The sequence below is a fragment of the Pantoea sp. GL120224-02 genome, from assembly GCF_900215395.1.
In the GTDB taxonomy this organism is placed as follows: domain Bacteria; phylum Pseudomonadota; class Gammaproteobacteria; order Enterobacterales; family Enterobacteriaceae; genus Pantoea; species Pantoea communis.
The window spans coordinates 60053-80876 of record NZ_OBEC01000010.1 but is presented as its reverse complement, the minus strand read 5'-3'; the positions used below and the strand labels follow the sequence as shown (position 1 = coordinate 80876).

Here is a 20824-nt window from a genome sequence, read left to right as displayed (position 1 = left end):
TTTATCTGGCGTCCTGATGATGTTAAGCACCCATCGCAGATTGTGCTTAATTCAGTCGCATTGGCGTAGTGAAGTTCCCTCACGCCGAAAAGAAACAGGAGTAAAACATGTCAAATAACATGTCTATTGAAGATGTTCCTTTCAGCCGTTTCCACCGCTTATTAACGGTGCGCTCAGGCGGCGGCTCTTTCGTCGATGGCTATGTGCTCAGTATTATTGGTATAGCCATGACGAAAGTGTCGCCGGCCTTGGGTCTCAGCCCATTATGGGAAGGTCTGATTGCGGCTTCTGCCCTGATCGGGATTTTCTTTGGTGGCTTCATGGGTGGCGTACTGACCGATCGCCTGGGTCGCCGCATGATCTACTTCGTCGGCCCCACCCTCTTTATTGTCTGTTCGCTGGCGCAGTTTTGGGTACAAAGCGGAGAAACGCTCTTTGCCTTACGCTTTATGACGGGCGTCGCCGTGGGTATTGAATACCCGGTTGCTACCGCTTTTCTGGTTGAGTTTATGCCGAAGAAGTCGCGCGGCCCCTGCCTCGCCACGCTCACCATTCTGTGGTTTGCCGGGGCGGCCACCGCGTATCTGGTGGGTGAAGCTTTGCTGAATTTTGGCGGTGTAGAAGCATGGCGTTATACGTTGGCGAGCACGGCAGTCATCGGCGCGCTGCTCTTCATTGTAAGAATGGGCACACCTGAATCACCGCGCTGGCTGATTAGCAAAGGACGACATCAGGAAGCAGAAGCCGTTATCCGCCGCGTCTATGGCGACCGCTTTAGTCTAAAGAACCTGCCCCCACAACCTGAAAACAATCACCTGTCATTCGGTAGCTTGCTGCATTCTGGCTATGGCAAACGCATGGCGTTTGTGACCATTTTCTGGACCTGCTCGGTTATTCCGGTGTTCGCCGTTTACGCCTTTGCACCCAAAGTTTTGCAGGCGCTACATCTCAGTGGTGACTGGGCATCTTACGGTTCCATCGCCATTACCTTACTGTTCGTGGTGGGCTGCATGATCGGCACGCGTTTGGTGAACTCACTGGGACGCCGTAAGTTGCTGTTGCACAGTTTCTTGTGGTCAGGTCTGGCACTGCTGTTACTCGGTGCCTTGCGTGATGGCCCTTCAATGATCATCCTGCTGATGTTTGGTGCTTACGCCCTGTTTATCGGCGGCGCGCAGGTGCTGCAGCTGGTCTATCCAAATGAGATCTTCCCGACTGAAATTCGCGCCGGAGCCGTCGGCATTGGCACCTCAATGTCGCGCATTGGCGCGGCGGTTGGGACATATCTGGTACCGATCTCACTGCAAACCATCGGCATTGGTCCCACCATGTACATTGCTGCAGGCATTACGTTTATCGGCCTGATCGTGTCGTGGTTCCTGGCACCAGAAACCGCATCGCGCAATCTGGATGATGCGGCCTCACTGGAGGGAGAAAGCCCAGCGCCATCCGTTTCTGGCAAACTCTCTAAGCATTCGCACTAAGTAAAAAGGGGCCATTTCGGCCCCTACTCCTTAACCAATCTCTCCACCACACGCCGCCGTTTACGAAACGAGCTGGGCGTTTCGCCATACTGCTTACGGAACCAGGCAATCAAATGTGAAGCATCGGCAAATCCTGTCGCAGTGGCAATCGCATTGATGCTGTTGCTGGAGTCCGCCATCAACTTGCGCGCCAGCTCCAGCCGCATACGCCGCCAGTAGACAGCCGCCGAGTAGCCGGTGCATTTGGTGAAAATCAAATTGAGCTGGCGGAAAGTGACGCCTGCGAATTCGGCTACATCGGCCAGCGGAACCGGCGAATCGAGGTGATGTTTCATAAATTCGATGACCTTATTCACCAGCTCGTTTTCATACACATCCGGCTCGTTAAGCGTGTTCTTTTGCTGTGTCTTTTTGACCGGTGCAGCGGGCTCTTCCACCAGCAAATACTTTAAGACCTTCTGTGAACGCACCAGCCCACAATGCTGGCGGATCAGATCGGCAGCGAGATCGATCGCCGTGCCGCCGGGGCAGGAAATAATGCCACCATCCTTGATGTAGGTCTTGTCGATGACCGGGATCGCTTTCGGAAATCGCAGGCGAAATTCATCACGCGTGGTGAAATGAATGGCGCAATGCCGTCCATCCAGCAGGCCTGCGTTGCCAGCGACAAAGGCGCCGCTACATAGCGTGATGATGGGAATATTACGCGCATGTAAGTCGCGAAGTGCCTGTAACAGCCACGGTGGCGACTGGCGTGTTTCTTCCAGTAAGCCTCCCGCCACCACAAAGTAATCCCAGTTCTTGCTGAAATCGAGGTCAGCCGTAGGCGAAACCGGTAGTCCGCAGCTGGCTGTGATTGGCTGGTTATCACAAGTCATCCATTCCCAGCGACAAAAGATCTGGCGACTGGTAAACGATTCGTCTGCCGCAAAACGCAGTGACTCTACCAGCCCCGCGACGGAGGCCAGGGTAAAACTTTTCATCAGCAAAAAGCCGATGGTGAGATCCGGTTTCGGTTCGCCAGGTTGCTCGGCGAAAGCTGTTTGCGGCATGTTATTCAGGTTCCTGCAATCCACCCAGTTTGCTTAATAAGCGCTTCAGATCGGCGATATCCTGGCTGTCGAGGCCGGTGGTGATCATCTTCTCCGCGCTTTTTGCCTGCTCAATCATACGATTCAGCATCACTTCCCCTTCTGCGGTCATCGACACCAGTTTACGACGACGGTTGTTCACATCTGTCACTACATTCAGCAAACCGCTTTTATTCATTCGATCAATAACATAGGTGCCGGTGGCTTTATCAAACCCGGCACGCTGACCCAGCGTTTGCTGATCGCAGGCTGACTCCTCAGCCAATACCACCAGAATCGCGTACTGCACGGCTGACAGGCCGGTATCCACAGATTGAGACCAACAAAAAGTCGAGTGTTGTCCGGCACGCCGTACAAGGTGCATTAACGAACAATCGCCGTGCGGCCACAAGGGGGCGGCAAGAATTAAGTCAGGATTTTGTGACATCGGTGCACTTGACTCCTTAAATCGTCAAACTTATAGTTCGAACACAAACAGTTTGAACTTAAACTATACTGCAAAATGGATCACTTATGAAGCTTGTTGTAGGTATGACCGGCGCAACAGGTGCAGCAATCGGCGTACGCGTGCTGTCTGCGTTGCGTGAACTTGAAGTCGAAACCCATTTAGTCATCTCCAAATGGGCGCGCGCCACCATCCAAATGGAAACATCTTACAGTGTACAGGAGGTCGCTGCCCTCGCGACCAGGACTTACAGCGAACACGATCAAGCGGCGGCCATCTCCAGCGGATCATTTCGTGTGGATGGCATGATCGTGGTGCCGTGCAGCATGAAAACCCTGGCGGGTATCCGCAGCGGTTATGGCGATGGACTGATTACGCGCGCTGCTGACGTGACGCTCAAGGAGCAACGCAAGCTGGTGCTGGTGCCTCGCGAAGCGCCGCTCAACGCCATTCACCTGGAAAACATGCTGGCGCTCACCCGCGCGGGCGCGTTGATGCTCCCGCCAATGCCTGCTTTCTACAACAACCCGCAGTCCGTTGACGACATCATTAACCACACTGTTTCTCGCATTCTTGATCAGTTCGGCCTTGATAACGACATTACCCATCGCTGGGCGGGTCCACGTTCTACCCTGGCTTAAGGAGAGCCTGATGAAAAATTACGGCGACTTACGCCGCTTTATCACTGCCCTCGATGAAATGGGCGACATCATGCACGTGCAGCGTGAAGTGGATGGTGATTTCGAACCCAGCGCCATCACGCGCCGCAGCTATGAAATCCAGTCACCTGCGCCGCTGTTTCACAAGGTTGCCGGTGTCGCACCGGGTTTTCGTCTGTTTGGTGCGCCTGCGGCATTATCGTCGCGCAGCGATATGCCCTACGCACGCGTCGCGATGTCACTGGGCTTAGCCCCTGAGTCCAGCGGCCCGGAGATTATCGAAGCTCTGTCCGCTGCCCGCTTTAAACCCGGTATTCCGCCTGTCCGCGTTGAGTCTGCTCAGCCAGAATGCCAGCAGAATATTTTACGTGGCGATGCGGCAAATCTTGACCGCTTCCCTATCCCGTTCGCTCATGACAAAGACGGTGGTCGTTACGCCAACACCTGGGGCACGCTGATTGTGAAAACCCCGGATGGAAAATGGGTCAACTGGTCTATTGCCCGCGTGATGAAAGTGGATGGCAAGCGCATGGTTGGTCTGATTGTACCAAGTCAGCATATTGGTCAGATCTGGACGCAGTGGGTAGCACGCGGTGAGCCGATGCCTTATGCACTCGTGCAAGGTCCTGCGCCGGCGATCTCATGTGTGTCAGGGATTCCGATCCCAGCCAACGCGGATGAAGCCGATTACATCGGCACTTTGACGGGAGAGCCAGTGCCGGTAGTGAAAGCCATTAGTCTCGATCTTGATGTGCCCGCAACGGCTGAAATTGTGATTGAAGGTCATGTTTCGATTGAGCGTGATTGTCAGGAAGGCCCCTACGGCGAGTACGGCGGCTACCTCGGCGAAGGTTCTTCAGCTCAGCCCACTTTCCACGTGGAAACCATTACCCATCGCGACGATCCGATCTGGCCGATGTCGATCACCGGTCGCCCCACCGATGAATCGCACACCTTGTGGGCAATGGGCTTAGCGGCGGATGCACTGACTTATCTGCGTGAAGCGGAATTGCCGATCAAAACCACCTGGATTCCGGAAGATTCCACCGTGCACTGGTTGCTGGTGGTGATGCCAGAAAACTGGCGCGAACTGCTGCCGGGTATCAGCAGTGAAGAGTTGACCCAACGCATTGGTGAAGTGCTGTTCAAAACCGATGCGATGGTATTTATCCCGAAAGTCTATGTCGTGGATGATGACTTTGATCCCACCAACCTGCGTGAAGTGGTTTGGGCATTGTCAACGCGCGTGCACCCGGTAGGCCGTCGTGCGGTGTTTGAGGATCAACGTGTCATTCGCCTGCCACAATGCTACGACGAGGCAGAATACGTTGCCGGGAAAGGCGTCAAAGTCGTGTTTGACACCTTACAGACTAAGCGCCATTTGCATGCTTCATTCGCGCAAGGCTATCCGGAAGAAGTACGTCAGCGCATTCTGGATAACTGGCCGGAATAAATAATACACACCAACCGTAGCGGCCACATTTATTGCGCATCTTCCAGTGCCACCCTGGCTTTGAATACGCGTGAAAATCACGCCGCTAAGGTGCTCAACGCCTCTTCTACTCATGAAACGTAGCGACGCAATATATTGCCAGTATTGACGTCTCATGCATGCGCTAAGAGCCGCGCCGCTAGCGCATAAACATCTTGCGATACATCGATGGCGTCATGCCCGTCACCTTAACAAAAGCCCGTCGTAGAACATCGTTACTGCGGTAACCACAGGCGGCCGGAATGGCTTTCAGCGGCATTGATCCTGCTTCCAGCAACTTACGCGCTTGATCAATTCGCGCATTCTCCAGCCAATTGCCCGCCTGTACATCCATATGCTGACGGAAAAGCCTCGCTAAATGCCGTGTGCTAATTTGCATATGTGCGGCAAGATCATCGAGTGAACTCACCTGTGCCAGATTGGCCAAAGCCCATCTCTGCATCTCCTGAAACGCACTGCGCCCACCCAGCGAAAGTGGTTGTTTGCGAACAAAATGCCCTTGATTCACTGGCCGTTGAAAGAACATCACCAAATTGGCAGCGATATCCTGAGCCAATTCGCGCCCCAAATCTTCTTCCACCAACCTCAGGGCAAGATCGAGCCCCGACGTGACGCCAGCGGCGGTACGCAATCGTCCATCTGCGATATAAAGCGCATCGGCCTCTACCTGCGCATCCGATACCTGTTCCATCAGTGCGTCAGCGCAGGCCCAATGGGTCGTCACTTTTTTACCACTCAGTAACCCGGTTTGTGCCAGCAGCAGCGCACCGGTACAAATCGAGCCAAAGCGCTGGCTGTGATGGCATAGCTCAATCAGACGAGCGGTTTGCTGCGCAGTTAGCTGCATATCCCGCGCCTCAGGTGCCCCCGCGATCAGAAACGTGTCAGTTTGCTGGATATCGTGCAGTGTGATATCCGCCATCAGGCGCACGCCCGAAGAACAACGAATATGTTCCCCTTCCAGTGACATGACTTGCAGCTGGTAAACGGCACGATTGAGCAGTCGGTTAGCTTCGGCAAACACATCCAACGGTCCAGAGACATCGAGCAATTGCGCCCCGGCACCGCTAAAATCGCAAGATGGTGATTCATGCGCTATTCCCGTCTGTAAAAGTCTTAATGTCTCAAAAGGTCGCCAAAAGCTTATTTAAGACATTCTGCCTCGGCATTAAGCTGGTTGCAACTTAACCGAGCGGAGATCCTCCCATGAAATTTTCCATTAACGGCATCACTATTCCCGATACTGCAATGACCCGTGACGCGACGACGTTCGTCCGTGATACCGAATCCGATTTGCTGTTTCACCACTCCAGCCGCGTCTATTACTGGGGCGCACTCGCAGGACGCCGCTTAGATCTTAAGGTGGATGCTGAGCTGCTTTATGTCGGCTGTATGTTCCATGATGTTGGCCTGACGCACGAACACTGCAGCTGCGACAAACGCTTTGAGGTGGATGGCGCCAATGCGGCGCGCGATTTCTTGCAACAGTATGGTGTAGAGCAGGCCGATATCGATAAAGTCTGGACCGCGATTGCGCTGCATACCACCCCGGGCATTCCGCAATTTATGGCCCCGGAAATTGCATTAGTCACCGCTGGCGTGGAAATGGATGTATTGGGCATCAACTATGATCACTTCAGCGATGCGGAGCGTGAAGCCGTGGTAGAACAGCATTCACGCCCAGCCCAATTTAAGGAGGAGATTATTCAGGCTTTCTACGATGGGATTAAAAACAAGCCTGATACCACCTTCGGCAATATTAAAGCCGATGTCATTGCCGATAAGCAGCCTGGTTTTTCACCAATGAATTTTTGTCGCGTCATCCGTCAGTCTCGCTGGGTGGGATGAGTGGGCTGGCGCAGCGAACTCGCGCTGCGCCATACTTCGTTGTTCGCCGAAGCATCTTCATCTCCACTCGCTACACTGCTGCCATCACTGACTGATGGAGCTGAACCATGATTGCTGTCCTGTTTGAAGCACGCACCCAACCTGAGCACCAAGCCCGCTATCTTGAACTCGCCGCACAACTGAAATCTCAACTTACCCGTTTGTCTGGGTTTATTTCAGTAGAGCGATTTTCAAGCCTCAACGATCCTGGAAAGATCCTGTCCCTCTCCTACTGGGAAAACGAAGAGGCCGTGCTGGCATGGAAGAGAAATATCTCGCACCAAAAGGCTCAACAGGAAGGTCGAAACAGCTTGTTTTCTTTCTACCACATCCGTATCGCCGCTGTACTGCGGGAATACGCGCACGAGGCAAGCCAACATGTTTGATATTCACGTGATGCTCAATAATGTCCCAGGCGAGTTAGCCGCATTAGGTTTGACCCTTGGCAAGCATGGTGTAGGACTTGAAGGAGGCGGCGTGTTCACGGTGGGTGAACAAAGTCACGCGCATTTTTTAGTTGTGCAAGGGGAGCAAGCCAGACAAGTGCTAATGGCGGCCGGTTTTCAGGTGGTTTCAGTACAACAGCCGCTGATCCGCAAGCTGAAACAGGATCGACCAGGACAGCTTGGCGAAATTGCTGACGTGCTAGCACGCAATGGCGTTAACATTCAGCTTCAATGCAGTGACCACAACAACCAGTTGATCCTGATTACCGATAATCCTGAACGTGCAGCAGAGGTAACCGCCGCATGGCAAGCCGTAGCAGCCCCATAATCACCAATGAGACGGCGGAACAAGGCTTGCAGCAGGCGATGTCTGCTGTGGCTGCCGCTCTGGCAGACCCTTCGCGTGTCAGCATTTTGTGCGCGCTGATGGATGGCCGTGCCTGGACAGCCACAGAATTAAGCGGCGTCGCCGATATCGCCGCTTCCACCACCAGCGGACATCTGGGCAAACTACTGGATGCCCGCCTTGTCACGTGTTTATCTCAGGGCCGCCATCGCTATTTCCGTTTGGCGGGCAGCGATATTGCGCACCTGCTTGAAACCCTTATGGGGGTATCGATGCAGCCACAGAGAGCACTGGTTTCCGCTACACCCAGCCATCTGCGCCATGCCCGCACCTGTTATGATCATTTGGCAGGTGAACTGGCGGTTGAGATATACAGTTTTATGCAAGAAAACGAGTGGGTTGTTGCCGACGGTAGTGCACTTACCCCCTTAGGCCGGCGGCAGTTAGAGAGCATCGGCATGCAGCGAAATCTTCGTAGTAAACGTAAACCTTGTTGTGCCTGCCTCGACTGGAGTGAACGCCGCATGCATCTCGGTGGCGCAGCGGGAGCCGCGCTTCTTAGTCTGCTAATTGATAAACAGTGGCTAAGCCGCACGGCAGGCTATCGAGAGATAAATGTCACACCAGCCGGGAAAAAGGCGCTTCAACGCCTATTTTGCGTGCAGTTGTAAACATCAAAATAACACGCTCGTCACAAATATAACCTTTATCAAATCAGCAAAATTTAATCATCGATCATTTTATGTATTGGTCACTTATCGTTGCTAATATAGTGACGCAACACACAGCAATGCGTTGCCTACGAGAATTTTTCCTTGGTTTAATTACCCCGCCCGCTTAGCGGGCTTTTTTTTGTCCATGTATGCCCCATCCCAATAGCAGAGGCAGATGTTGAGTCAATAAAATGAGCGTTTCCTCTCATTAAGAAACGCTTGCTCTGCCGGCGTTGATGGGCGATTTAGGCGCTGATTACGATGTGGATAGCGACCAAACACTTCAATAATCTGCCGATGCTCTAACTCACTCTGATAGTAAGACGATCCTTTCAGCGCATCGAACAACACTTCGGCTTGTTGATGGATAACACGAGACTCGGCATGCATCCAGGGCATCAAGAGAAAGCCTTTTTCATCCAGGTTCAGTGACGCATAGCCCGGAGTTTTCACCGCTTCCTGCGCGAGCAATAGCGCCATGCCATCCTGCTGCCAGGCGAGAGCACTGTCCCGGTGAAGATTGCGGGAGAATTGATCCAACACGATGATTTCTGCCAATCGTCCCCGAATGTCTTTCCGCCAGGCCGATAGCTCACCGCGACGAGCCGCTTCCCAGTTATCATAAAAACCATCTCGTATCGCTTCATCAAACCCGTCATTCTGTTTGAACCAATAGCTTTCATGGTGCGCGTTAAACCAGAATGCCAATACGGTTTCATACTCCATTCTCTTCCCCACAGATAATTCCCCTAATCACCATCAAGGTTAGGCTAAAATCGTGGTGGTTATCTGTTAGACTCGCGCGGGCGCAGTATGGATAAGGAAACCACTGAGGTGAATGCATGATTAATCAACTGGATGAGCGACTACAAACCGAGCTGGATAGAATCAACGTAGAAGAGCAGCGTAATGACCGCCCCTACTTTGATATCTCCTTTATCAAAAATTATCCCGGTTTATTCAGCCTGATGTGGATACTGTTTGTTCTTACCATGGCGCTGCTGTTGTACTCCGACTCTTTCGGCACCATCGAATATGTGGTTTGCATTCTGATTTTTGCGGTGTGTAATTTCTTCTTCTTCTTCCATGTCAATCCGTCGTACAAAGCGAAGGATATCGATAAAGGTGCCTGGAAGAATTGCTACACCGGTGACTGGTATATGGAAGTCCATGTCCGGGACGCTTTTGTCGATGAACTGCTGGGCAGCGCCATTCTGACCGAGAGTGAAAAAACACGGCTAAACGAGATGCGCGCCAGAAAAGGCTATCTGTACTTTGCTGATATCTATCGTTTAAGGCATTAAACCCTTATTGCGCGCCGCTCCCGCGACGCGCTTTCCATGCTATTTCACCACCGGATGCTTAGCAAACTGCAGCGCCTGCATAAATTTATCATCCAGATGCAGATGCTGCCGCACCAAATCTGCTGGCGTACTGGCTAACCATTGGTTCAATGAAATATCCGCGTAGTAATCGCTTTTAAATAATTCTAAAAACCGCAGCGGCTTATCACCGATATTTTCAATGTAATGCCCCATGGCGAAAGGAACATAGCCAACATCACCCGCGCGGAAATCGAAGGTCCGAGCCTGCCCCGATGAGGCAAACACGCCCATGCGCCCTTCACCTTCCAGATAGTATTGCCACTCATCGTTGTTTGGATGCCAATGCAATTCCCGCATAGCGCCGGGCTCAAGTTCCACCAATGCAGCGGCGACGGTTTTTGATATGGGGAAATTACTGGTGTCGGTAATGCGTACAGTGCCACCCGGCAGGGTAATCGGTTTTTGCGCCAGCATTTTATGCGAGAAATTCAGCACAGATTTCACGCCACCTTTCACAGCTGCAAAATCCCCGCCCTCCGGCGCTTTCCCGGCAAAAATATACTCGTCGGCCGGTGATGGCAGCGTGTTGAAAACGTCCGCTGATACGCCAAAATTTTTGGCGAGCACTTCAGGCGGAATGTGTTTAAACCAGTCGCTAAGCAGGAAAGTGCTGTCCTCATCAAAGTTACCGTTATCAAAGGCCAGTAGAAACTCGCAGCCGTCGGGACCGAGCCCCTGGATAGAGTGCGGCACACCGGGCGGGAAATACCACAAGTCACCGACGCCAACATCATCCACAAACCATCCACCTTGGGTGTCCAGTGCAGTGATACGTGCATTGCCATAGAGCATGTACGCCCACTCGCCCTCTTTATGCCAGTGCAGTTCACGAATGCCGCCATTATCAAGCCGCATATCTACACCAGCGATGGTAGTGGAAATCCCTAATTCGCGTTGTGTCACCTGCCGCGTCCAACCTCCGCTGCCTTTGCGTACATGCGCATCGCTAAAAGAGAAGCGCAGATTCGGTAATGTACCGCTGTCTGTTGCGGGTGGATCGACAATATCGGGATTGAGCCCCTCACGGATAGGATCGTGTGGACCGGGGTCGCGGGGATGGCGGAGATCGTTTGCTGGGTAAGTGGCCACTGTTTCCTCGTGGGCATGAACTTTACCCGCTGCCAGCGCCACGGTGCCACCCGCTGCAAATGCCATGAAGGTTCGACGAGATAAGTTTTCTAATTTCATACCTGCTGTTTCCTCAGTTTCTTATGGTCTTAAAAGAGCTCATTAACCATAGTGAAACTGTGGTATTGCGATGTAACAGCGTGCGAGTCATTTCAAATCAAGGATTTAATCGAGGACAGAAACTAATCTCATCAACAGGTTAAAATAAACAAATTGTTGATTAAACATTGAGGTTCTGGCGCGCATCCAAATGAATAAAAGGCACGAAGAGGTTAACTCAGCCAAGAAACCATTAGAAAAAATTATCAAAACCCCATCATAAAGTTAATGAAATGTTACAAATGACAAGCAGATCGCTTATACCCACCTGCAATTTGATGAGGGTTAGCAGACAACCCACTGTTGTCTGCTCTGTGAATCTATTGTTGCCGCTGGAGGCATCGGGATAAATGGAAGCAAGTTTCAGGATTGGAAAGCCAAACTTACTCATTGAGATGTTCTGGTTTTTCAGTTCGAAAGCCTAAACCAATTAAACGACCGAACAGATGGCGCAAGAACGGAAAACGGCTGATCATCTGCGGCACTTTACTCGGCGTAGTGCGCTTACGTTTATTACTGCTCATTTTAATTTGCAGGAATTGCGTGGCAACGGTGGGAAACTGTCGGCGCTGTTGCACTTTCTGCAGGTCACGTAGTGTGACATGGCCTTTTTTCAGTGGAAGAGTCAGGCAATTGGCCGCTGCCACCGCATCCTGAATCGCCAGATTGACGCCAACGCCACCAATCGGCGACATCGCATGGGCTGCATCACCAATGCACAGCACGCCGGGCTTCATCCACTGATCCAGCCGGTCAATGCGAATCGACAACAGCTTCAATTTGTCCCAACCGTCGAGGTCCGCCATGCGCTCAGCGCTGAAGGGCGCCACTTCAGCCATAGCCTGCTTTAGCGTCTCCAGACCGGCAAGCTTTAATGCGTCAAACTCTCCTTTTTGGATGGTGTAGCCGCACTGCCAGTAGTCACCGCGATCAATCACAATGAAATTCTGCTTTGGCCCTTTGTGGCCCATACCCCATTCAGGATCGCTTCCCTGTTTGCCCAACCGGAACCACAGCACATCACGGGATGAGCCAAAGCTTTTACTTTGCAATCCGGCTTTGGCACGTACCTCCGAGTTACGCCCATCCGCGCCTATCACCAACGAGGTATGAATGATGCGCGTATCGTTACCCTGTAACGTTTTAACACCCGATACCATACCCTCTGCATAGATCAAATCATCAAAAGCGGTGGATTGTAAGAGCGTGAAGCCGGGAAAAGCGGCCGCTTTGCTCGCGAGAAAATTGAGGAAATCCCATTGCGGCATAAAGGCAATAAAGCGGCACTGCACCGGCAAGCGCGAGAAATCAGCCATCGTGATCTCCTGACCAGCCACTTCTGCCTGTAATTTTTCGGCTCTCTGATGCGGTAAGGTCAGTAGCTCATCCAGCAGCCCGAGATGGCGCATGATCTCCAGCGTCGAGGGATGGATGGTATCGCCACGAAAATCGCGCAGGAAGTCGGGATGTTTTTCAATCACCACGACGCTTAATCCTGATCTCGCCAGTAAATAACCCAGCATTAATCCTGCTGGTCCGCCGCCGACAATACAACAGTCGGCGGTGAGTTCTGTTGGTTGCATCCTGACCTCAGCATAAAGCAATTGATGATAATCGTTATCATTTATATAGCATCGTGTTGAGGTTTAGGTGGGAATAAATGCCACAGTATCTGTCAGTACATAACTGCATGCTGCCCGCAGACGCTAGTTGTGTGAGACCAAACCCAGCTCAATCAAGCTCTGGGCCGTCGCGATAATTGCCTGTTGGGGTGTGCGCGGCTGCCAGCCCAACACAGACATCGCTTTCTCTGCCGTGACGTTCATATCTACCCCCAACAATTTCACCATCCCTATCATCACTGGATTCTTATCTGCAGCAGCCCGCACACTCTCATCCGTGAGTTCGATCGTTGATACGCAGCGGGCGGCGTCACCCAGTGACGTTTTCAAGGTATGGGCTACCTCCACCAGACGCAAACTATGGCCCGAACTGGCAAGGAATCGCTCCCCCCTGGCTGCTGGGTGCTTCATAGCGATGACGTGTAAATCGGCGACATCCCGCACATCCACAAAACAGCTGTTGATATCAGGGCAACCCGGCTGCCCTTCTAACATCTCTTTGATAATCCGGGTTGAGTGTGAGTAGTCTGCGCCCAGCACAGGTCCGAGTACAGCCACGGGATTGATAGCTGACAGCTCTAAACCCCGCCCCTCCTTCTCAATAAAGGCCCAGGCTGCCCGTTCCGATAAGGTTTTGGAACGTTGATACGGCCATAAATCGCTGTCCAGGTTCGTCCAGTCCGTCTCCTTAAATGGGCGCGGGTAGTCCGCCGCGTGACCGACTCCGACCGCACCAAATGCCGACGTTAACACCACGCGTTTCACGCCTGCATCCCTCGCGGCCCGCAGAACGCGCAAATTTCCCTCAATCGCGGGGTTGATCCAATCGGCCTCGGTGACCTGCTCACCGGATGGTGTAGGTGATGCGCCGTGCAGCACATAAGTACAGCCTTGAGTGGCCGCATCCCAACCCTGATCGGCCATTAAATCAGCCACGACAAATGTCAGGTTTTCGCCTGGCTCTACACCTCCTTGCTGGAGATGTTGTCGCACTTCGTTCTCCCGCTGGGCTGAACGCACCGTCGTGCGCACTCTGTATCCCTGTTTAAGCAGGGAAATAATGGAATGTTGCGCGATAAAACCGGTACCACCCGTCACCAAAACGGTTTCTTTAGTCATGAAAAATGCCTCGCTGTTGTGATACTGAGCAGAGTAAACAGCCATGACCGGATTTTGAATGCTTGATAGTGCGTGTAAGTTGCGTGATAGTACGGAAATGCAAAACGACCCTTTTTCCGACATCCTGAAATTCGTCCACGCGGAATCCCTGGTGACGGGAGGCTTTAGCGCGGGCGGGCGCTGGGCGTTACGTTTCCCTGCGCCCGAGAAGATTAAGTTTTTCGCCGTCCTGAAAGGACAATGCTGGGTTCAGTTTGACGACGGCGCCAGGCCAATTCTGTTCTCAACCGGCGATGTTGGTTTACTGAGTGCAAAACGCGCCTTTGTGCTGTCCAGCGAGCCCGGCGTAGAGCCGGTTGATGCCATGAGTGTGTTTTTCGGTGCCGGAAAACCTCATGCACCCATTGGTGAAGGGGATGATTTTGCGCATATCGGTGGGCATGTCCTGCTGAATCCCACCAGTGGCCGTTTATTGACGCACGTTTTGCCGCCATGGATTCATGTCCCTGCCGCCTCTCCGCAAGCGGCCTCGTTCCGTTGGTTACTGGACCAGTTAGTACAAGAGCGTCGTACCACACAGCCGGGTTCGCAACTGGCCTCCTCACAGTTGGCGCAACTTCTGTTTATTCAGATTTTGCGTGCTCATCTGCAAACCTGTGATGCACTCCCCGCCAGTTGGCTGCGAGCCCTTGGCGATGCACGTCTTGCGCCTGCGCTGCAACTGATGCATGGCGATCCGGCAAGAAATTGGCATCTGGAAGAGTTGGCAAAAGCCTGCGCCATGTCACGCACCACCTTTGCTCAGCAGTTTCGAACTGTGGCGGGTGTGACACCGGTTGCCTATCTGACACAATGGCGCATGCGATTAGCCGAACGCGCCTTACGTGAGGAGTCCGATCAGGTGGCCGTGGTGGCGCAGTCGCTGGGTTACACTTCAGAAAGCGCCTTCAGCCATGCGTTTAAACGCGAGACGGGAATGTCGCCAAAAGCGTGGCGACTGGCTGAACGTTCGATGGGATAAAAGGCGCCGCCTTAGCACGTAATCGCATGCGCAAGCATGTATCGCGGATCATGCAGGATATCGACAGCTTACCCAGTGAATACGTTTTGCAGAAACACTAAGTTAAGGCTGCGGCCTTGCATCAAGCTGAAGCTGCAAAAAGGTCAGATCGAGCCATCGGCGAAATTTGCAGCCTACCTGATTTAATCTCCCCCCATCATTGAAGCCCAGCTTCTTGTGCAGCGCGATTGAAGCGCTGTTCTCTGACTCAATCCCGGCAATCATCATATGTTTGCCCTGCTCGCGCGCCCGCTCAATCAAGGCGGTCATCAGCATGCCGCCCACACCTTGGCCGCGCCCGTTTTTATGGACATAGACTGAATGTTCAACGGTATGTCGGTAGCCGTCCCAGGGACGCCAGTCGCCATAGGAGGCGTAGCCAATGACGGCTTGCTCCTGAATCGCCACCAATACCGGAAACCCTGCGGCCTGGCGTGCAGCCATCCACTGGATGCGGTTAGCAATATCCACGGTATTCTCATTCCAAATCGCGGTGGTGTTGAGTACTGCGTCGTTGTAGATGTCCGCGATCGCCCCGGCATCGCCCTCTTCTGCTGCTCGTATTTGCATGATTTCCGCCTCGTCACTATAGTGGATGTTTCGTTTACTATTGTAGTTATCCATTATGTTAGATGAATTGTCCAGTAAAGAAGATGACATCAATGCGCGCATTGGTCAGAACATTAAAATCGAACGTGAGAAGCGCGGCTGGTCTTTAACCGACCTGGCAGAACAGTCCGGTGTTTCACGGGCGATGATCCATAAAATAGAACGGGGTGAGAGCAGCCCAACTGCGACGTCTCTCGCTCGCCTCGCCGGCTCGTTTGCTATGAGCATGTCGCAGCTCATCGCCCTCACGGAAGTTCAACCCGGGACGTTGCTGCGCCATGCACAACAACCCGTGTGGCAGGATCCGGAAACGGGCTACATTCGCCGCCATATTTCACCTGGCGATATCCCGTTGGATGTCGTGAGTGTAGAGCTCCCTCCGCACACTGACGTGCCAATGCCAGCGATTTCCTACCTTTCACGTCGTCAGTTGATCTGGGTGCTGGAAGGCACTTTGCGCTTTCAGGAGGGCGACAATCTGTTTGAAATGAACGTCGGTGATTGCCTGGAATTGGGCGATCCAACGGATTGCGTGTTTACCAATGCGACTGATGACATTTGTTGTTATGCGGTAATGGTGCTTAAAACCACTGTGTGAGCCCTAATGCGAAGAGACATATGCAGAAGCCTGCTGTGCAGGCGGCACCGCGAAATTGCGCTGCATGCGCTTGATCTCCTCCGCCGGTGGCAGCCCGAACAGACGTTTGAATTCCCGGTTAAATTGGGATGCGCTTTCATAACCCACCGCAAGGCTCGCCGAGGCCGCCGTCATCTCCTGACGCACCATCAGCATTCGCGCCTGATGTAAGCGTACCGATTTCACGTATTGCATCGGTGACTGCTGGGTGATGGTTTTAAAATGCGCGCTGAAGGTCGGCACGCTCATGCCTGCTTCACCCGCCAACTGCGCCAGATTGAGCGTCTGGGCATAGCAGGCATGAATATGACGCAGCGCTTTACCCACCTTGCCGAATTGCCCCTGCAACGTTAGCGCGGCACGCAGTGCCTGACCTTGTGCACCCGTCAACACACGATAATAGAGTTCACGCACCAGTGCGGGGCCGAGGATCTGTGCATCCAAAGGATGACTCAGAGCCGTCAGGAAACGTAGCACTGAATCACGTAGCGGCTGATCCATGGGACTCGACATCATGCTCTGCGCCGCTTTCGCCGTGAAAGGCACTTGCTGTTGCTCTAGTTCCAGCAACAATGCTGTCGCCAGACTGAAATCAAGATGCATGTAGATCGCCAGCAACGGGTGTTCTGCGCTCGCTGCGGTTTCCATGGTAAAGGGAACCGGCACAGAAACCGCCAGATAATGTTGCTCATCGTAGAGGTAGATTTGATCGCCAAAGAAACCACGCTTAGTGCCCTGGCAGACAATCACAATACCGGGATCGTAAAGCACTGGTGTGCGTGCTAGTGGGCGATCTGAACGCAAAATACGCACATCAGAAAGTGCCGTCAGGTTGTAGCCCTCATGCGGCGCGAGCGATTTAAGCAATTCCACCGTACGTTGTTGTACCTCTGAATCTACCACCACTCCTCCTCACTCATAAGATTAGGCAATAAAAGCAGAAGATACGGCCTTATAGCGCTGACCTCCAGAGAATATTATGCATGCATCATTCATGTAGGGAGAAAAACGATGTCTACCTCTAAAACACTTTTGATTACTGGTGTAAGCAGCGGTTTCGGTCGTGCGCTGGCGCTGGAGGCCTTAGCCAAAGGTTATCGCGTGATCGGGACGGTGCGAAATGTAGAAGCTAAATTGGCATTTGAACAACTCCATCCGCAAAATGCGCTGGCGTTTGAACTCGATGTCACTCATTTCGCTGTTATTGATGACCTTATAGCCGACATTGAAGCTGATCAGGGTCCAATTGATGTTTTGGTCAATAACGCGGGTTATGGACACGAAGGGATTATGGAGGAGTCCTCGCTGGAGGAGATGCGCCACCAATTTGAAGTTAATGTATTTGGTGCCGTGGCGATGATCAAAGCCGTATTGCCCTTCATGCGCCAACGGCGTCGCGGGCATATCCTTAACATCACGTCGATGGGCGGATTTATCACCATGCCGGGCATTAGTTATTACTGTGGGAGTAAGTTTGCGCTGGAAGGAATCTCAGAAACTCTTAGCAAAGAACTCGCCGCATTTAATATTCATGTAACGGCCGTTGCCCCCGGTTCATTCCGTACTGACTGGGCAGGCCGCTCAATGGTGCGAAGCGCGCGCAGCATCAGTGATTATAACGCTCTCTTTGATCCTATCCGCCAGGCAAGAGAAGCGAAAAGCGGCAAACAGCTTGGGGATCCAGAGAAAGCAGCGCGCGCGATGCTGGCTATCATTGAGAGCGATAACCCGCCTGCACATTTGCTGCTCGGCAGCGATGCATTAAAGCTGGTGAAAGATAAACTTGTGGCGTTGAATGCAGAGATCGAGGCGTGGAAAACGCTGACACGTTCAACAGATGGTGATTACTGACCTTTACAGGAATGTAATAGTAATTAGCACATTGGGGGTTCAAATAATTAATAAGGAACTTAAAGCCCCGATTCAGGGGCTTTGGTATTACTGAAGAACACTCAAACCTTTACGATCAATAATATTGAGCAAACGCAGCGCCGCGCCGTTTGGTTTTTTTTCTTCTCGTTCCCATTTAATAATCGTGGCGACTGACATTCCAACGCAAGCCGCCAGCATTGCTTGACTCAAGCCCAAACGCTCACGCAATTCTTTAATAGCCTGGCCCGACATCATAGGCTGAACAGGCAGTGCCGCTCGCAACTCGCGCAATCTTACCCTTGAATCGATTTTTTCTTTAAGATCATCAGAGACAACGCCAATTTCATTGAAATCATGTGCGATTTCCTGAAGATCTTTAAGGTGATTAACCATCACACTGCACCTCTCGCATTTTCCCCGCCCTAATCGCTCGTCTTGCTTGTTCAGTGGTGAGGTTGAATAACTCTTTGGCAACTTGCTTATAAAGTAACAGTTCAGTTTCGGTCATTTCTCGTATTGTGCTTTTGACTGCTGACTTAGCATACCCATTTACAAAGAAGAGGTGCTTATCAATTTTGAAAGCAATGACAGCTCTGGCACCACTACTTTTACCTTTGGTTAAGGGAATGCGTTTCTTATATACCCCACCGCCTAATATACGCCACCGCCTAAATTAGCTTCATATCGACCCGCGATAACTTCTAACGCTGCAATGCATAGCTTGCCGTCGTCAATCCCATCAGCTTTGGTATTTCTGTCGAATGGTTATAAAACATAAATTGCCATGGTGTCTCCTGACTGTGATTCGATAAGGACGCTCCTTGTCCACACATGCAATATCTATAGTACTAAGTACCATAGGTTAACTCAATCTCTATCTTATTAGCCCAGACATCAAGTTTAATGCCCTGAAAAGAGTGCTTTTACATAAGCATCTGTAATTAATAGACTAGCACTTTTTGCAAAAACAGCTCCCCTGATGGTTAACCTTATTCCTGTACAACAGGCTGTTCTTTGTATAACTTTAGTGGGCCTGGTGCTCATTAGTTAACCTGGAGGATGGAACCATGCGTCAGGGTCGAAACCTGCTATCAACGTCGGATGCGATTACGCGTTATTTTAATGAGGCTTCCCTGCCTTCTCAGCAGGAAATCCTGGGTAAAATCGTTGGAGAAATACTGCGTTCAGGCCGTTCACTGAGTCGCAAAACGATCTGCACCAAGCTGATTTGCCGACTGGAACAGGCCAACAGCCCGGAAGAAGAGTTGCACTACCAACAGTTAATTGGCCTGATGTTTACCTCCGAGCGATGATCCTGAGAACTTACGCACCGACCTGACATCGGACAAAGTGGCTTCCGCCTCATAGGTTATTTCACGTTAGACTGAATCCACTTTGTTACCTGTCGCAGGTCTTTGCGGTAACCAGAGAACGTGTATGAACAGAAGTAAAGATGAACGATTAACTGATATCGTCATGGGCGATGCCGTACTGCAGCTGCTGAAAAAAAAGGGGCCGGTGACGAACAGCGCCCTGCTCGATAAGCTTCGTTTGATGGCGTCCGTTGAACCCGATGCTGGCCGCCAAAAAGCACTAAGCCGCGCCATGGCAGAAGTGAAGAACAACATGCAATCCTCCACTCAGGACAGCATGGCACTCAAAGATACCAACAACGTCACACACATTTTTCGCAACCGCGATAATACGGGCAAAGACACACAGCATTAAAATCGGGGCCTCGAGGCACCCTCTTGTTAATGAAATTTTCATAACTTAAGGCTGCAATTTTAACCCATTGCAGCCTTTTTTTGTCGGGCGCTTCACTACGCTTTCAATTCACCATGCTGTTGCAGCTCATAATCGATAAAGGCCGTAATCATCGCACGGTAAACCTGCTCAATAATTTCCTCAGATAACCCCTGCGCTTTTGCCTGACATCTCACTTTATCAATCACCTGTTGGACACGATCGGGAGCGCGTACCGCTGCGCGGTCTTGTTTAAACTGTGCAGCGGCCTTAACACACTCTCCACGCCGGGCAATCAGTGCCACAACTTGTTGATCCACTTTATCAATTTCTTCCCTGACTGCATCAATAGAGTCAAATTCCATCAAGATTTCTCCTTTATAAATGGGTTATCGCGAACTGATGAGCAATTTGATGCCCAGGCAAACAAAGCTCAACGCAAAGATTCGGTTCATAAAGCGCATCACGCGCGGTTTTTCGAGCACCCGACGCCTCATCAGCGCGGCAAAAGCGCCATACAACATAAAGATGAAAAGCGTCAGCAACATAAAAATGGCACTCAGCACTAACATATCTTGTGTCGGCGTCGAACTCTCTGAAGCGATAAATTGCGGTAAAAAAGCCAGAAAAAACAGCGATAATTTAGGGTTAAAGAGATTGAGTAACAGAGCATGGTTAATAATACGCAATGCGGATTTTTACTCTCCACCTCCGTGGTCAGTGACGTCCGCTCACGTAGCGCCATCCACGCCATGTAGAGCAAGTAGCCAACGCCGATTAGCTTCAACATGTTGAATGCGTAGTCACTGGTATGAAAAATAACGGCTAATCCCAGCAATGTAGCGAGAAGATGCGGCACAATACCGAGCGTGCACCCTAAAGCCGTAATAAAACTGACACGCATTCCTCGATTCAGACCGCTGGCAATAGTTAACATAGCCCCAGGGCCCGGTGACATCACCACCACCAAAGTAGTGACATAAA

General features: G+C 51.8%; 27 protein-coding genes and 1 pseudogene. 13 read left to right on the top strand and 15 right to left on the bottom strand.

Features of this window, described 5'->3' with window-relative positions:
- Window positions 1–107 precede the first annotated feature (107 nt).
- A complete protein-coding gene (locus CRO33_RS18095) occupies window positions 108–1484 on the top strand; it encodes an MFS transporter (RefSeq protein ID WP_097119093.1) in 1377 nt (458 codons plus the stop codon).
- Window positions 1485–1507: 23 nt separating this feature from the next.
- On the opposite strand, the gene CRO33_RS18090 is transcribed toward CRO33_RS18095, so the two are convergent.
- Both CRO33_RS18090 and CRO33_RS18085 read right to left on the bottom strand, forming a co-directional pair.
- Complete coding sequence (locus CRO33_RS18090; RefSeq protein WP_097119092.1) at window positions 1508–2536, bottom strand: GlxA family transcriptional regulator; 1029 nt, start codon at window positions 2534–2536, stop codon at window positions 1508–1510.
- 1 nt (window position 2537) lies between these two features.
- Window positions 2538–3002, bottom strand: a complete 465-nt coding sequence (locus CRO33_RS18085; protein ID WP_097119091.1) for a MarR family winged helix-turn-helix transcriptional regulator — start codon at window positions 3000–3002, stop codon at window positions 2538–2540.
- 86 nt (window positions 3003–3088) lie between these two features.
- On the opposite strand from CRO33_RS18085, the gene CRO33_RS18080 reads away from it, so the two are divergent.
- Together CRO33_RS18080 and CRO33_RS18075 are read left to right on the top strand one after the other, a co-directional pair.
- The gene (locus CRO33_RS18080; protein WP_097119090.1) at window positions 3089–3661 is read left to right on the top strand and encodes a non-oxidative hydroxyarylic acid decarboxylases subunit B; all 573 of its coding nucleotides are present in this window, start codon (window positions 3089–3091) and stop codon (window positions 3659–3661) included.
- A gap of 10 nt (window positions 3662–3671) precedes the next feature.
- A complete protein-coding gene (locus CRO33_RS18075; RefSeq protein WP_097119089.1) occupies window positions 3672–5132 on the top strand; it encodes a UbiD family decarboxylase in 1461 nt (486 codons plus the stop codon).
- Window positions 5133–5310: 178 nt separating this feature from the next.
- Here the strand turns inward: CRO33_RS18075 and CRO33_RS18070 are convergent, their stop codons facing one another.
- Window positions 5311–6222, bottom strand: coding sequence for a GlxA family transcriptional regulator (locus CRO33_RS18070; RefSeq protein WP_369682981.1), 912 nt, complete (start codon window positions 6220–6222; stop codon window positions 5311–5313).
- A 155-nt stretch (window positions 6223–6377) separates the two neighbouring features.
- Between CRO33_RS18070 and CRO33_RS18065 the strand changes: the two genes are divergently transcribed.
- The 4 genes from CRO33_RS18065 (at window position 6378) to CRO33_RS18050 (ending at window position 8521) form a co-directional block, all read left to right on the top strand.
- Window positions 6378–7019, top strand: a complete 642-nt coding sequence (locus CRO33_RS18065) for an HD domain-containing protein (protein WP_097119088.1) — start codon at window positions 6378–6380, stop codon at window positions 7017–7019.
- A 107-nt stretch (window positions 7020–7126) separates the two neighbouring features.
- Window positions 7127–7444: an antibiotic biosynthesis monooxygenase family protein gene (locus CRO33_RS18060; RefSeq protein ID WP_097119087.1), complete on the top strand. Its 318-nt coding sequence runs from the start codon at window positions 7127–7129 to the stop codon at window positions 7442–7444.
- Window positions 7437–7832: an amino acid-binding protein gene (locus CRO33_RS18055; RefSeq protein WP_097119086.1), complete on the top strand. Its 396-nt coding sequence runs from the start codon at window positions 7437–7439 to the stop codon at window positions 7830–7832. The genes CRO33_RS18060 and CRO33_RS18055 overlap by 8 nt, the downstream gene beginning before the upstream one ends.
- Entirely contained in the window at window positions 7808–8521 is a 714-nt protein-coding gene (locus CRO33_RS18050) for an ArsR/SmtB family transcription factor (protein WP_255253293.1), read from the top strand. The genes CRO33_RS18055 and CRO33_RS18050 overlap by 25 nt, the downstream gene beginning before the upstream one ends.
- A gap of 225 nt (window positions 8522–8746) precedes the next feature.
- Here CRO33_RS18050 and CRO33_RS18045 read toward each other — a convergent pair whose 3' ends face one another.
- Window positions 8747–9289, bottom strand: a complete 543-nt coding sequence (locus tag CRO33_RS18045) for a DUF924 family protein (protein ID WP_097119085.1) — start codon at window positions 9287–9289, stop codon at window positions 8747–8749.
- Between the two features lie 116 nt (window positions 9290–9405).
- Here CRO33_RS18045 and CRO33_RS18040 point away from each other — a divergent pair, with 116 nt between their 5' ends.
- The gene (locus CRO33_RS18040; protein WP_097119084.1) at window positions 9406–9867 is read left to right on the top strand and encodes a YlaC family protein; all 462 of its coding nucleotides are present in this window, start codon (window positions 9406–9408) and stop codon (window positions 9865–9867) included.
- A gap of 39 nt (window positions 9868–9906) precedes the next feature.
- On the opposite strand, the gene CRO33_RS18035 is transcribed toward CRO33_RS18040, so the two are convergent.
- From CRO33_RS18035 to CRO33_RS18025, 3 genes are all read right to left on the bottom strand, one after another.
- Window positions 9907–11103: a cupin domain-containing protein gene (locus tag CRO33_RS18035; RefSeq protein WP_097119189.1), complete on the bottom strand. Its 1197-nt coding sequence runs from the start codon at window positions 11101–11103 to the stop codon at window positions 9907–9909.
- Window positions 11104–11558: 455 nt separating this feature from the next.
- The gene (locus CRO33_RS18030; RefSeq protein ID WP_097119083.1) at window positions 11559–12758 is read right to left on the bottom strand and encodes an FAD-dependent oxidoreductase; all 1200 of its coding nucleotides are present in this window, start codon (window positions 12756–12758) and stop codon (window positions 11559–11561) included.
- Window positions 12759–12881: 123 nt separating this feature from the next.
- Window positions 12882–14039, bottom strand: a complete 1158-nt coding sequence (locus CRO33_RS18025; RefSeq protein ID WP_255253292.1) for an SDR family oxidoreductase — start codon at window positions 14037–14039, stop codon at window positions 12882–12884.
- Here CRO33_RS18025 and CRO33_RS18020 point away from each other — a divergent pair.
- The gene (locus tag CRO33_RS18020; RefSeq protein WP_255253291.1) at window positions 14014–14937 is read left to right on the top strand and encodes an AraC family transcriptional regulator; all 924 of its coding nucleotides are present in this window, start codon (window positions 14014–14016) and stop codon (window positions 14935–14937) included. The genes CRO33_RS18025 and CRO33_RS18020 overlap by 26 nt on opposite strands.
- 102 nt (window positions 14938–15039) lie before the next feature.
- Here CRO33_RS18020 and CRO33_RS18015 read toward each other — a convergent pair whose 3' ends face one another.
- Window positions 15040–15546, bottom strand: coding sequence for a GNAT family N-acetyltransferase (locus CRO33_RS18015; protein ID WP_097119080.1), 507 nt, complete (start codon window positions 15544–15546; stop codon window positions 15040–15042).
- A 55-nt stretch (window positions 15547–15601) separates the two neighbouring features.
- Here CRO33_RS18015 and CRO33_RS18010 point away from each other — a divergent pair, with 55 nt between their 5' ends.
- Window positions 15602–16183, top strand: a complete 582-nt coding sequence (locus CRO33_RS18010; protein ID WP_058960949.1) for an XRE family transcriptional regulator — start codon at window positions 15602–15604, stop codon at window positions 16181–16183.
- Window positions 16184–16186: 3 nt separating this feature from the next.
- On the opposite strand, the gene CRO33_RS18005 is transcribed toward CRO33_RS18010, so the two are convergent.
- Complete coding sequence (locus CRO33_RS18005; RefSeq protein WP_255253290.1) at window positions 16187–17125, bottom strand: AraC family transcriptional regulator; 939 nt, start codon at window positions 17123–17125, stop codon at window positions 16187–16189.
- A gap of 108 nt (window positions 17126–17233) precedes the next feature.
- Here CRO33_RS18005 and CRO33_RS18000 point away from each other — a divergent pair, with 108 nt between their 5' ends.
- Window positions 17234–18073, top strand: coding sequence for an oxidoreductase (locus tag CRO33_RS18000; protein ID WP_097119078.1), 840 nt, complete (start codon window positions 17234–17236; stop codon window positions 18071–18073).
- Window positions 18074–18160: 87 nt separating this feature from the next.
- On the opposite strand, the gene CRO33_RS17995 is transcribed toward CRO33_RS18000, so the two are convergent.
- From CRO33_RS17995 to CRO33_RS24990, 3 genes and pseudogenes are all read right to left on the bottom strand, one after another.
- Entirely contained in the window at window positions 18161–18487 is a 327-nt protein-coding gene (locus tag CRO33_RS17995) for a helix-turn-helix domain-containing protein (RefSeq protein WP_097119077.1), read from the bottom strand.
- Window positions 18480–18752, bottom strand: a complete 273-nt coding sequence (locus CRO33_RS24995; protein WP_097119076.1) for a type II toxin-antitoxin system RelE/ParE family toxin — start codon at window positions 18750–18752, stop codon at window positions 18480–18482. The genes CRO33_RS17995 and CRO33_RS24995 overlap by 8 nt, the downstream gene beginning before the upstream one ends.
- A pseudogene (locus tag CRO33_RS24990) lies at window positions 18746–18844 on the bottom strand (hypothetical protein); the annotation flags it as partial. The gene CRO33_RS24995 and the pseudogene CRO33_RS24990, both read right to left, overlap by 7 nt.
- A gap of 317 nt (window positions 18845–19161) precedes the next feature.
- Between CRO33_RS24990 and ycgZ the strand changes: the two are divergent.
- Together ycgZ and CRO33_RS17980 are read left to right on the top strand one after the other, a co-directional pair.
- Entirely contained in the window at window positions 19162–19407 is a 246-nt protein-coding gene (gene ycgZ / locus CRO33_RS17985; protein WP_058960954.1) for a regulatory protein YcgZ, read from the top strand.
- Between the two features lie 124 nt (window positions 19408–19531).
- Window positions 19532–19822: a hypothetical protein gene (locus CRO33_RS17980; protein ID WP_097119075.1), complete on the top strand. Its 291-nt coding sequence runs from the start codon at window positions 19532–19534 to the stop codon at window positions 19820–19822.
- Window positions 19823–19917: 95 nt separating this feature from the next.
- On the opposite strand, the gene CRO33_RS17975 is transcribed toward CRO33_RS17980, so the two are convergent.
- The 3 genes from CRO33_RS17975 to CRO33_RS24855 are packed head-to-tail and all read right to left on the bottom strand — an operon-like array spanning window position 19918 to window position 20777.
- Complete coding sequence (locus tag CRO33_RS17975; RefSeq protein ID WP_097119074.1) at window positions 19918–20205, bottom strand: chorismate mutase; 288 nt, start codon at window positions 20203–20205, stop codon at window positions 19918–19920.
- A 24-nt stretch (window positions 20206–20229) separates the two neighbouring features.
- Window positions 20230–20475, bottom strand: coding sequence for a LysE family translocator (locus CRO33_RS24860; RefSeq protein ID WP_303621686.1), 246 nt, complete (start codon window positions 20473–20475; stop codon window positions 20230–20232).
- Window positions 20406–20777 (bottom strand): LysE family translocator, encoded by a 372-nt coding sequence (locus CRO33_RS24855; protein ID WP_255253297.1) that lies wholly within the window; start codon window positions 20775–20777, stop codon window positions 20406–20408. Before CRO33_RS24855 ends, CRO33_RS24860 begins: the two co-directional genes overlap by 70 nt.
- Window positions 20778–20824: the final 47 nt, after the last annotated feature.

Bases quoted from the DNA above. Each gene is read 5' to 3' on its own strand.
- CRO33_RS18095 (WP_097119093.1), top strand. From the start codon at position 108: ATGTCAAATAACATGTCTATTGAAGATGTTCCTTTCAGCCGTTTCCAC.
- CRO33_RS18090 (WP_097119092.1), bottom strand. From the start codon at position 2,536: ATGCCGCAAACAGCTTTCGCCGAGCAACCTGGCGAACCGAAACCGGAT.
- CRO33_RS18085 (WP_097119091.1), bottom strand. From the start codon at position 3,002: ATGTCACAAAATCCTGACTTAATTCTTGCCGCCCCCTTGTGGCCGCAC.
- CRO33_RS18080 (WP_097119090.1), top strand. From the start codon at position 3,089: ATGAAGCTTGTTGTAGGTATGACCGGCGCAACAGGTGCAGCAATCGGC.
- CRO33_RS18075 (WP_097119089.1), top strand. From the start codon at position 3,672: ATGAAAAATTACGGCGACTTACGCCGCTTTATCACTGCCCTCGATGAA.
- CRO33_RS18065 (WP_097119088.1), top strand. From the start codon at position 6,378: ATGAAATTTTCCATTAACGGCATCACTATTCCCGATACTGCAATGACC.
- CRO33_RS18060 (WP_097119087.1), top strand. From the start codon at position 7,127: ATGATTGCTGTCCTGTTTGAAGCACGCACCCAACCTGAGCACCAAGCC.
- CRO33_RS18055 (WP_097119086.1), top strand. From the start codon at position 7,437: ATGTTTGATATTCACGTGATGCTCAATAATGTCCCAGGCGAGTTAGCC.
- CRO33_RS18050 (WP_255253293.1), top strand. From the start codon at position 7,808: ATGGCAAGCCGTAGCAGCCCCATAATCACCAATGAGACGGCGGAACAA.
- CRO33_RS18045 (WP_097119085.1), bottom strand. From the start codon at position 9,289: ATGGAGTATGAAACCGTATTGGCATTCTGGTTTAACGCGCACCATGAA.
- CRO33_RS18040 (WP_097119084.1), top strand. From the start codon at position 9,406: ATGATTAATCAACTGGATGAGCGACTACAAACCGAGCTGGATAGAATC.
- CRO33_RS18035 (WP_097119189.1), bottom strand. From the start codon at position 11,103: ATGGCATTTGCAGCGGGTGGCACCGTGGCGCTGGCAGCGGGTAAAGTT.
- CRO33_RS18030 (WP_097119083.1), bottom strand. From the start codon at position 12,758: ATGCAACCAACAGAACTCACCGCCGACTGTTGTATTGTCGGCGGCGGA.
- CRO33_RS18020 (WP_255253291.1), top strand. From the start codon at position 14,014: ATGCAAAACGACCCTTTTTCCGACATCCTGAAATTCGTCCACGCGGAA.
- CRO33_RS18025 (WP_255253292.1), bottom strand. From the start codon at position 14,039: ATGTCGGAAAAAGGGTCGTTTTGCATTTCCGTACTATCACGCAACTTA.
- CRO33_RS18015 (WP_097119080.1), bottom strand. From the start codon at position 15,546: ATGCAAATACGAGCAGCAGAAGAGGGCGATGCCGGGGCGATCGCGGAC.
- CRO33_RS18010 (WP_058960949.1), top strand. From the start codon at position 15,602: ATGTTAGATGAATTGTCCAGTAAAGAAGATGACATCAATGCGCGCATT.
- CRO33_RS18000 (WP_097119078.1), top strand. From the start codon at position 17,234: ATGTCTACCTCTAAAACACTTTTGATTACTGGTGTAAGCAGCGGTTTC.
- CRO33_RS17995 (WP_097119077.1), bottom strand. From the start codon at position 18,487: ATGGTTAATCACCTTAAAGATCTTCAGGAAATCGCACATGATTTCAAT.
- ycgZ (WP_058960954.1), top strand. From the start codon at position 19,162: ATGCGTCAGGGTCGAAACCTGCTATCAACGTCGGATGCGATTACGCGT.
- CRO33_RS17980 (WP_097119075.1), top strand. From the start codon at position 19,532: ATGAACAGAAGTAAAGATGAACGATTAACTGATATCGTCATGGGCGAT.
- CRO33_RS17975 (WP_097119074.1), bottom strand. From the start codon at position 20,205: ATGGAATTTGACTCTATTGATGCAGTCAGGGAAGAAATTGATAAAGTG.
- CRO33_RS24855 (WP_255253297.1), bottom strand. From the start codon at position 20,777: ATGTTAACTATTGCCAGCGGTCTGAATCGAGGAATGCGTGTCAGTTTT.